Source organism: Bradyrhizobium uaiense (assembly GCF_010811875.1).
In the GTDB taxonomy this organism is placed as follows: Bacteria; Pseudomonadota; Alphaproteobacteria; order Rhizobiales; family Xanthobacteraceae; genus Bradyrhizobium; species Bradyrhizobium uaiense.
The window spans coordinates 1-9,720 of record NZ_VKHP01000313.1 but is presented as its reverse complement, the minus strand read 5'-3'; the positions used below and the strand labels follow the sequence as shown (position 1 = coordinate 9,720).

The following is a 9,720-nucleotide window of genomic DNA, read 5'->3' as shown; positions in this document are numbered from 1 at the left end:
GCCTACGAGCGGTTCGTCGCGCGCTTTCCATATTTCACGACGGTCGATCAGGCCAGGGCGATTCGGGACGTGCTGGATGATCTTGCGTCAGGTCATCCGATGGATCGGGTCGTCTGCGGCGACGTCGGATTTGGCAAGACCGAGGTCGCGTTGCGCGCCGCGGCCGCCGTTGCCCTGTCCGGCAAACAGGTCGCCATCGTCGTGCCGACGACCGTTCTGGCTAGGCAGCACGTCGCGACGTTCCGCAAGCGGTTCGCGCCGCTTGGCATCGAGGTGGGAAGCTTGTCGCGAGCGACGTCGGCTCAGGAGTTGCGGGAGACGAAGGAGGGCTTGCGAAGCGGCAAGATGAAGGTGGTGGTCGGCACCCATGCGATCGCATCCAAGGACGTGAAATTCGCCAAGCTAAGTCTGGTCGTCGTCGACGAAGAGCAGCACTTCGGTGCGGCGGAGAAAGCGAAGCTCTCGGGCCTGGCGAAGGGCGTCCATACGCTCTGGATGAGTGCGACGCCGATCCCGCGCACGCTTGCGGCAGGTCTCGCGGGCGTCAGGGATCTCAGCGTGATCGCATCTCCGCCTGTGCATCGGCTGCCGGTCGTGACCAAGACCGCGCCGCTTTCGGACGCGGCCATTGCCGCTGCATTGCTGCGCGAGCAGCGACGTCACGGACAAAGCTTCCTGATCTGTCCGCGCATCCAGGATCTGGAGCCGATGCTGGCGCGGGTGCAGGCGGTGGCGCCGGAGCTTCGCATCGTTTGCCTGCACGGCAAGCTGCCTGCCGACGAACTTGACGACCGAATGATGAGTTTCGTCGAAGGCGAGGCCGACGTGCTGCTCGCGACCAACATCGTCGAAAGCGGTCTCGACATTCCCCGCGCGAACACCATCGTGGTCTGCTGGCCGGAAAAGTTTGGCCTGGCACAACTCCACCAACTCAGAGGTCGGGTGGGACGCGGCGGAACGCGCGCCTTCGCCTATCTGCTGACCGAATCCAGTTCGGAGCAATCCGGCAAGCGTCTGGCCGTTCTGGAGGAGTTCAGCAGGCCGGGCGCCGGTTTCGCCATCAGCGAGCGCGATCTCGACCTCAGAGGTGCCGGGGACCTGCTCTCCGAGCAGCAGTCCGGCCACGTGCAGGTGTTCGGGCCGGTGCTCTACAGCCATCTTCTCAAACAGGCCTCGGAGAAGACCAACGATCGGGCCGCCGATCTGTGGGTGCCCGATCTCAACCTTCCGCTCGCCGACTTGCTGCCCAAGAGCTACGTGCAATCGGAATCCATGCGTCTCGAGATCTATGGCCGTGCCGCCAGGTGTCGGAGCGAGGACGATCTGGAAGACCTCGAGGAAGAGACCTCTCGTCGTTTCGGCAAACTGCCGCCGGCAGCCCGCGATTTCTTCGCGGCGGCGAGGCTCAGGATCGATTGCAAGCGGCGCGGGATCGTGAGGCTCGACGTCGGGCCGGAGGCCGTCGCTGCGACGTTCCTCCCTGGGAGACTGCCGAAATCAAGAGCACGTTCGCTCCAGCGCGACGGCGATCGCGTCTTCTATTCAGACAAGACGCAGGAGCCGCCCTTCGAGCGGATCGATGATCTCCTGGATATTCTGGACGAGTGAGATGCGACGTTGCTCCGGCGGCCCGGTACCGATCGTGAGCACTGACATCTCAGTGATATCTAGCTCCGCTACTGGACATCTCTCGTGATCCGTTCGCTGTCTTTTGGCCTGCGCCGAACAATCGGAATGGCCTCCTTCCAGGTGCGAGTCGGCGGTATCCGAGGCGGGCTATCTCGTTCAGATGCCGGTACTTTTCGGGCCCAAAAGACAGGCAGGACGGCGGAATCAGCCGCTCCGCGATCGGCCCGAATTTTCGCCTTCTCCGTAGGATCACGCGTTTTGCACACCGTTCCGCCCGGTGTTGCCCAAATTTGTGCCCGCCAACGGTAACTTAGATATTAGATATACATATCAATGGTTTGCGGCAGCGTTGCAGTTCAAGTGTCCGTGATATTTGTGCAACATTTGCCCGAAAACAGCCGCAACTCCTCCCCAACCGAGCGGTCTTTTGTTGCGTGATCGGGGGCCTTCTGTCTCATATGGAACTGCGACGGAGGGGGGCATCCCAAGGTCGTCCCGTTTTAGGTGGTTCGCTTAAGTCCCTCGCGTTCATGCGGGTGTGTCCGAAGACGCGAAGCGACTGAGCGGGGTTTAAGGGACAAAGGGAACCAACCTGAGGGTGTCTTACCCGGCGGATCCGGAACCTTCCCTGAGATAGAGCAACTTGGAGGTTTAACATGAAGATGGTTAAGAGCCTTATCCTCGGCTCGGCGGCGGCTCTCGTCGCGGTCGGCGGAGCTCAGGCGGCCGATCTTCCCGTCAAGGCCAAAGCGGTCGAGTACGTGAAGGTTTGCTCCCTGTATGGTCCCGGTTTCTATTACATCCCGGGCACCGATACCTGTATCAAGCTGGGCGGCTACCTGCGCGTGGACGTTCTCGCGAACACCAACTCGGACCACACCGGCAACACCTCGGGTGCTGGTGGTGCGAACAACCGCTTCACCAACGGCTACACCTGGCGCTCTCGTGAAGACCTGAACATCGATACCCGCACCGCGACCGAATACGGCGTGGTTCGCACCTTCTTCGATGCGACCTTCTCTTGGACCACGGATAGCTATGCCGGCCAGGGCAACGGTGCGACCGTTTACTCGCCGATCGGCGCGGTTTCGGCTCCTGGCAACGCAAACTCCGGCGGCGTCGCTGGCGGTACGGTCGGCGTCTACTACGCCTTCATCCAGTTCGCCGGCTTCACCATCGGTAAGGCGGTTTCGCAATTCTCGGCTCCGTGGGCCAACTATCCGGGCAACAACTTCGACGGTCTCGTCGGCGGCGGCGGCACGATCACTGGTGTGAACCAGTTCACCTACACCGCGCAGTTCGGCAACGGCGTGTCGCTGTCTCTGTCGGCTCAGGATCAGACGGCCTACTATCAGGCTGGCGTGGTCAACCTCGGTGCGCCCGTCACCTTCGGCGTTCCCGGCAACACCAACGTGTTCGGTATCAGCGACTACGCCGGCACGATCGCTCCGGATCTCGTCGCGATGCTGCGTGTCGACCAGGCTTGGGGTCTGTTCCAGGCGTCGTTCGCCGCGCATAACAACCACGTCGCCTACTACGGCGGCTCCGAGTTGACCGGTCATCCCGACGACAAGTGGGGCTGGGCTGGTCAGTTGGCCCTGTCGATCAAGAACATCCCGACCGGACCTGGCGACACCATCAACTTGCAGGGTGTCTACACCAACGGTGCGACCCGCTACAACATCCAGGACCTCGCCGGTTCGGCTGGTGGCAACACCATCTTCGGCGGAACCAACGTTCCGGGTGCCTATCAGAGCATCGGCTTCGGCATCGCGCCGGACTCGATTTTCGTCACCGGTGGCTCGCAGCAGCTGATCACGACCTACGGCTTCCGCGGTGCCTACGTGCACAACTGGAATCCGAACTGGAACACCAGCATCTACGGTGCCTGGGCTGGAGTTAACTACAACAGCACGGCCAAAGGCTACATCTGCGGTCCGGCCGGCAACGGCGTAGGCGGTTCGCTCAGCAACTTCTTTGGTGCTGGTTCGGCCCTTACGAACTGCAACCCGAACTACAATATCGCGCAGATCGGCACGCAGACCCAGTGGACTCCTGTGAAGAACCTGACCTTCTCGGCAGACTTCACCTACACCCATCTGGACCAGAACTTTGCTGGTACGGTCGCTTTCCCCGGCAGCCCCACGATCGGCAAGCCGGGTGCGATCTACGAGCTGAAGGACCAGAACACCTACACCTTGCTGCTCCGCGCTCAGCGCAACTGGTAATACCGGTTGATCTGACTGTGATCTAACAGAGCCCCCGGCGCCAAAACGCCGGGGGTTTTGCTTTGTGCGGCTGCTTCCGCCGCGTCACGCGGCGAGCATGTCGCGGACCATCGGCACCACCTTGCTGCCGTAGAGCTCGATGCTCTTCATCAGCTTGTCGTGCGGCAGCGGGCCCGCCGAGTATTTCAGCTGGAAGCGTGCCGCGCCGAGCGCCTTCACGGCCGCCGCGATCTTGCGCGCAACGGTTTCCGGAGCGCCGACATAAAGCGAGCCGTGCTCGGCCTCGGAGACGAACTCGTCGCGGCCCATCGGCGGCCAGCCGCGCTCCTTGCCGATTCGATCGCGCATGACCTTGTAGTCCGGCCACAGCTCCTCGCGTGCCTGCGCGTCGGTCTCGGCGATATAGCCCGGCGAATGCACGCCGATCGGCTTCGGTTCGCGACCGAACTGCTGGTAGGCGCGCTGGTGCAGGTCGACATAGGGCGCGAAGCGCTTGGGATCGCCGCCGATGATGGCGAGCATCAGCGGCAGATCGTAATGCGCCGCGCGCACCACCGATTCGGGGCTGCCGCCGACACCGATCCAGGTCTTCAGCCGGCCGTGCTCGATCGGCGGATAGACCGACTGAGCCTTGAGCGGCGGCCGCAGCTTGCCCTGCCAGGTCACCGGCTCCTGCTTCAACAGCTCGGTGAACAGATCGAGCTTCTCCTCGAACAGCTCGTTGTATTGCTTGAGGTCGAAGCCGAACAGCGGGAACGATTCGGTGAAGGAGCCGCGGCCGAGGATCACTTCGGCGCGGCCGTTCGAGACCGCGTCGGCGGTTGCGAAGCGCTGGAAGACGCGGATCGGATCGTCCGAGCTCAACACGGTCACCGCCGAACCGAGGCGGATGTTCTGGGTGCGTGCGGCGATTGCCGCGAGCACGGTCTCAGGCGAAGAGATCGCAAAGTCGGCCCGGTGGTGCTCGCCGAGCCCGATGAAATCGATCCCGAGTTGATCGGCCAGCACCGCCTCGTCGACGACGTTGCGGATCACCTGGGCATGGGGAAGCGGTGCGCCGGCGGCGTCCTTGGTGACGTCGCCGAACGTGTCGAGCCCGAATTCGAGAGAGGTCGTCATCACATAGTCCAGTTGTCGGCGTGGCGGAGCATCCGCCACGGGCCACCCATCGCACGCAGGCCGAGAGGTCGTGTTGCTTGCTGAGATGTCCGCAAGCCTGCGCTGTGGAGCCTTCGGTTGGAGATGCTTCCGACTTATGGCCTGTGCGCCGCCCGACAAGGTCACGCCGCGAAACGCAGCGTTTCCGGGCCCGCAAGCCGGCCGCCGGGCGGCTGCGGCCGGCGGCGATCAGCCCGGGATGACCAGGAAGCCGGCCCGCGGGAAATGCACCACGACCTCGCCGACCCGCTCGTCGGACCGACGGATCGCGATGTGCTGCGCCGACAGCGAGACGATCTCGCCGTGGACCGGGATCTTGCCGTAGTCATCCGGCATCACGCCGACGACGTCGCCGGGCTTGCGGCCGTTCGGATCCGCAGGGTCGCCGAACACAGGCGACTCGGGCTCTGCCTTCGCCGCGATCTCGAGCGCGTCGGCCGACGACATCTTGGTGCGCGTGCCGTGGCCGATGGCGCGGATGCGCTCTTCCCACGCCGCGGTGCGTGGAAAGGGCTTCATGATTTCGTCGATCGTGGCGATGCTTTGCCGCGCGTACCACACGTTCATGGAGGCGCTGACATCGGCGAGGCTGAACTCGCCGAACAGCCACGGTCGGCCGTCGCCGAGTTGCGCCTCGATCCAGTCGACATTGGCCCGGAACTGGTCGCGCATCTGCGGCAGCGCCGCGGTCATGGCGGCGACGTCGAACTTGGCGCCGCGCAGCTTCTCGCGATCCGCGATGAAATCCTGCGGGACCTTGTCGCCGATGAAGCCGAACACGAGGGCCACCGTATTCTGGAAGAACGGCCGGTCGACCCACATGCCGAGCGCCCAGGGCATTCCGGCATTGCCCGCGGGAAACAGCGTCGGCGTCGGATAGCGCCGCTCCAGCTCGCGGATGATGATCTGGGTGTCGCAATAGATGTCCGCACCGATCTGCATTGTCGGCGTGCGGCGATAGCCGCCGGTCATCGGCATCAGGTCCGGCCGCGGCATGATCCGGGAAATCCGCACCGAGTTCCAGGCGAGCTTCTTGAATCCGAAGATGATGCGGATCTTCTCGGAGAACGGCGATTGATCGAAATGATGCAGGATCGGCGTTGGCTGCGACATGGCCTTCTCCCGGATTATGGTGCGATCTCGACGGACCTTGTCGCATAGCCTGACAAGATTTCAGCGGATCGCAACCGATTTCCCGGAGAACGACGGCTGCGCGTCGTCAGAACTGTTCCGCCCAGGGCCGCAGGTCGAGCTCCAGCGTCCAGGCGCTGCGATGCTGGTGATGCAGCACCCAATAGGCCTCGGCGATGGCCGCGATGTTGAGCAAGCCATCCGGTCCGCGCTCGTCCTTCAATTGCGGACGCATCCTCAGCAGCCGATCGCCCCCGATGCCGCCGTCGACCACGACGTGGCCGACATGAATGCCCTGCGGTCCGAATTCCCGCGCCACGCTTTGCGCCAACGCGCGCAGCGCGGCCTTGGCGGCGGCGAATGGTGAATAATTGGCCTTGCCGCGCAGCGAGCCGCTGGCGCCGGTGAACACCAGCGTGCCTCCGCCGCGCGCGAGCAATGCCGGGATCGCGGCCTGCGCGAGCTGGAAGCCGCCGAGCGCGTGCTCGCGCCAGTGCTCCTCGAAGCGCTGCTCGCTGACCTTGAGGAACGGTGCGGGCCGGTTGGAGCCTGCATTGTGCACGGCCATCGCGAGTGGCGCGAGCTTATCGGCAGCCGCGACGAAGCGGGCGACATCGGCCGCCGTTGAGGCATCGCCCACGACATGGACGACCTCAGCGCCGTCAGCGGCGAGTTCGGCTGCCGTCGCCGCCAGCTTCTCGGCGTTGCGGCCGGCGATCGCGACGGGATAGCCGCCGGCCGCAAAGCGGCGCGCGATCGCGGCGCCGAGGCCGTTGGACGCGCCGACGCCGGCAATCAGCACGCTTCCTTGCACCGCGGTCGGCTCGAGTGCGGATCGGTCGTTCATGGCTTGCTCCATCAAGGGCATGATCCGGAAACCGGTTTTCCCTCGCGACAAACGCGGAACGCGTTTGCGCGGAGATCATACTCAAACAAACAAGGTGCCCGCGGCGCGAGCGAAATCATTCGTCGACCATCGCGATGATGCTGTCGCGTACCGTGCGCAGAACGGCGTCGGACCGCTTCGGATCGGTGATGATGCGCGAGATCGCGAGTGCGCCGACCATCGCACTCACCGCGACGATCGCGCGACTATCGTTATCGTCGTCGAGCGTCTCGGCGACCTTGGCGATGAAGGATTCGATGTGCGGCTCCATCACCGCGCGGCATTGTTCGTCGGCGCGGCCGACATCGGAGATCAGCGCCCCGATCGCGCAGCCCGACTTGGGCTGGTCGCGATGGCTGCGGCTGAGATAGCTTCGCACCAGCGCGTTGACGCTGACCGGCTTGTCGGGATCGCGCGCTGCGTGCGCCGAGGCTTCGCCTGAGGTCAGCGCCTGTTGCAGCGCCGCGGCAATCAGATCCGAACGCGAGGCGAAGTGCCCATAGAAGCCGCCATGGGTCAGCTTCACCTGCTGCATCAGGCTGCCGATGCTGAGCGCGTCGAGCCCCTTGTCGCGGATCTGCGTCGCGGCCTCGTTCAGAATACGCTCACGGCTCCTGGCCTTGTCGGCCTGGGAATGGCCCATCTCGCAGTGCCCCTGTTTGACTCTCTTTCTGGATTATGACCATCATGCTTCTGGATGACAAGCATCATCCAGAATTTCGTTAGTCACAAAGCAGGGAGGAACAGATGTCCGGCAGCGCGAGCGAAGGGCGGGTCCGCCACGAACGGCATGACCGCATCCTGAAGATCATCATCGACAATCCCGCCAAGAAGAATGCCTTCAGCCCGGAGATGATGGCCGAGCTGTCCGACGCCCTGACCTTGCTCGACAACGACGACGGCCTCTGGGTCGGCGTGCTCTGTGCCGTCGGCGGCAGCTTCACCGCGGGGCTCGACATGCCGAAATTCTTCGGCCCGACGGCGATACGCAAGCCGCTGCCGGAGGGCAACGTCGATCCCTTCGGATTGTCGAAGCGGTGCCGTAAGCCGATTATCACCGCGGTGCAGGGCATCGTCTTCACCGTCGGCATCGAGATGATGCTGGCCGGCGATATCGTCATTGCCGCGGACGACAGCCGCTTCTGCCAGATGGAAGCCAAACGCGGCATCGCGCCGCTGGCGGGCGCGCATTTCCGCTACATCAGCCGCGCCGGCTGGGGCGATGCGATGTATCACCTGTTGCTGTGCGACGAGTTCACTGCCGCAGAAGCGCATCGGATCGGCCTCGTGCAGGAGGTCGTGCCGGCCGGTCAGCAGATCGAACGCGCGATAGCCCTTGCAGAGATCATCGCGCGCAATGCGCCGCTTGGAATCCAGGTGACGAAAGAAGCGGGCCGCAAGTTCATCGAAGCCGGCGAGCAGGCGGCAATTGCGATCATCCCGGAGATCCGCGAGCGCGTGCTCAACACCGCCGATGCGGCCGAGGGCATCAAGTCCTTCGTGGAGCGCCGCGCGGCCGTGTTTCAGGGCCGCTAGTCCCCGGAGCGCCAGTTCCTGAGACGCGCATTGCGTTCACGGTACGTGCCCTCAGCGCGGTTGTGACAATGTTGTCGCAACCGGCTGAATTTCGATCACGACAATGTCGCGGCGACTCTTGTCGAGATTCGTCGAATCAGGGAGATTCGAACCATTCATTAAATTCTATTTCGTCCTGCTTTGACTCAAGCGTCCGGTAGGGATTCCCATGACAAACGCACGCGTAATCGTTGTCGGAAACAACAAGGGCGGCTCCGGCAAGTCGACAATTGCCATGCACGTCGCCGTCGCGCTGATCAAGGCGGGTCAGCGTGTCGCCACCATCGATCTCGACAACAAGCAGAAGTCGCTGACGCATTACGTCGATAACCGGCGGGACTGGGCGCGGGAAACCTCGCTGGATCTCGGCATCCCCGTGCATATGTGCTTTGAGACGGTGAGCGGCAGGAGCAGCGACGTTGAGACGCTCGGTCGCAGCGCACTTGCCGAGATCGTCGAACGGCTGAGCCGATCACACGATTTCGTCGTCATCGATTGCCCCGGCCACGACACTTACCTGACGACGTTCACGCATTCGCTGGCGAACACCCTGATTACGCCGCTGAACGACAGCTTCCTCGACTTCGACGTGCTCGGCACCGTCGATCCGAACGACTTCAAGGTGACCGGTATCAGCCACTATTCGAAGATGGTGGAGGAGGCGCGACGCCAGCGCAGCGCGCACGAACAGCCGGCATTCGAATGGGTGGTTTTGCGCAACCGTCTTTCGACGCTCGGGTCGCGCAACAAGCGCCTGGTCGGCGAGGCCCTCGGCGAGTTGTCGAAGACGTTGAATTTCCGCCTGGTCGACGGTTTGGCCGAGCGCGTGATCTTCCGCGAATTCTATCCGCGCGGATTGACGGCGGTCGACGATGTCAATCAGCTCGCGCTCGGTGGCCGGCCGACCATGTCGCATGTCACCGCATGGCTCGAGATGGAGCGGCTGATGACCGCGATCATGCTCAGCCATCTGGTGGCGTGCTCGCCGGAATCCGCCGACGCCAGCCGCGACGCAGCCTAAGGCGACATCTTATCGCTACCGGCAATTGGTGTTGCCCGCGCCGGCAACGGTCAGGAACGTGATCGTCGCGGGCGCGAAGGTGATCGTTCCCG

8 protein-coding genes are annotated in these 9,720 nt (G+C 63.6%); 4 read left to right on the top strand and 4 right to left on the bottom strand.

Going from position 1 to position 9,720, the window contains the following annotated elements:
- Positions 1-1,608: DEAD/DEAH box helicase (locus tag FNJ47_RS41570; protein WP_163162018.1), on the top strand; the 1,608-nt coding region annotated here is incomplete at its 5' end.
- A 677-nt stretch (positions 1,609-2,285) separates the two neighbouring features.
- The gene (locus FNJ47_RS41565; RefSeq protein ID WP_163162016.1) at positions 2,286-3,857 is read left to right on the top strand and encodes a porin; all 1,572 of its coding nucleotides are present in this window, start codon (positions 2,286-2,288) and stop codon (positions 3,855-3,857) included.
- An 84-nt stretch (positions 3,858-3,941) separates the two neighbouring features.
- Here the strand turns inward: FNJ47_RS41565 and FNJ47_RS41560 are convergent, their stop codons facing one another.
- From FNJ47_RS41560 to FNJ47_RS41545, 4 genes are all read right to left on the bottom strand, one after another.
- Positions 3,942-4,976, bottom strand: coding sequence for an LLM class flavin-dependent oxidoreductase (locus tag FNJ47_RS41560; protein ID WP_163162014.1), 1,035 nt, complete (start codon positions 4,974-4,976; stop codon positions 3,942-3,944).
- Positions 4,977-5,204: 228 nt separating this feature from the next.
- Complete coding sequence (locus tag FNJ47_RS41555; protein ID WP_163162012.1) at positions 5,205-6,128, bottom strand: glutathione S-transferase family protein; 924 nt, start codon at positions 6,126-6,128, stop codon at positions 5,205-5,207.
- Positions 6,129-6,234: 106 nt separating this feature from the next.
- Positions 6,235-6,993, bottom strand: coding sequence for an SDR family NAD(P)-dependent oxidoreductase (locus FNJ47_RS41550; protein WP_163162011.1), 759 nt, complete (start codon positions 6,991-6,993; stop codon positions 6,235-6,237).
- 115 nt (positions 6,994-7,108) lie between these two features.
- Complete coding sequence (locus tag FNJ47_RS41545) at positions 7,109-7,675, bottom strand: TetR/AcrR family transcriptional regulator (RefSeq protein WP_163162010.1); 567 nt, start codon at positions 7,673-7,675, stop codon at positions 7,109-7,111.
- A 104-nt stretch (positions 7,676-7,779) separates the two neighbouring features.
- On the opposite strand from FNJ47_RS41545, the gene FNJ47_RS41540 reads away from it, so the two are divergent.
- Together FNJ47_RS41540 and FNJ47_RS41535 are read left to right on the top strand one after the other, a co-directional pair.
- Positions 7,780-8,568 (top strand): crotonase/enoyl-CoA hydratase family protein, encoded by a 789-nt coding sequence (locus tag FNJ47_RS41540; protein ID WP_163162009.1) that lies wholly within the window; start codon positions 7,780-7,782, stop codon positions 8,566-8,568.
- A 208-nt stretch (positions 8,569-8,776) separates the two neighbouring features.
- A complete protein-coding gene (locus FNJ47_RS41535; RefSeq protein ID WP_163162008.1) occupies positions 8,777-9,628 on the top strand; it encodes a division plane positioning ATPase MipZ in 852 nt (283 codons plus the stop codon).
- The last annotated feature ends 92 nt before the right edge of the window (positions 9,629-9,720 follow it).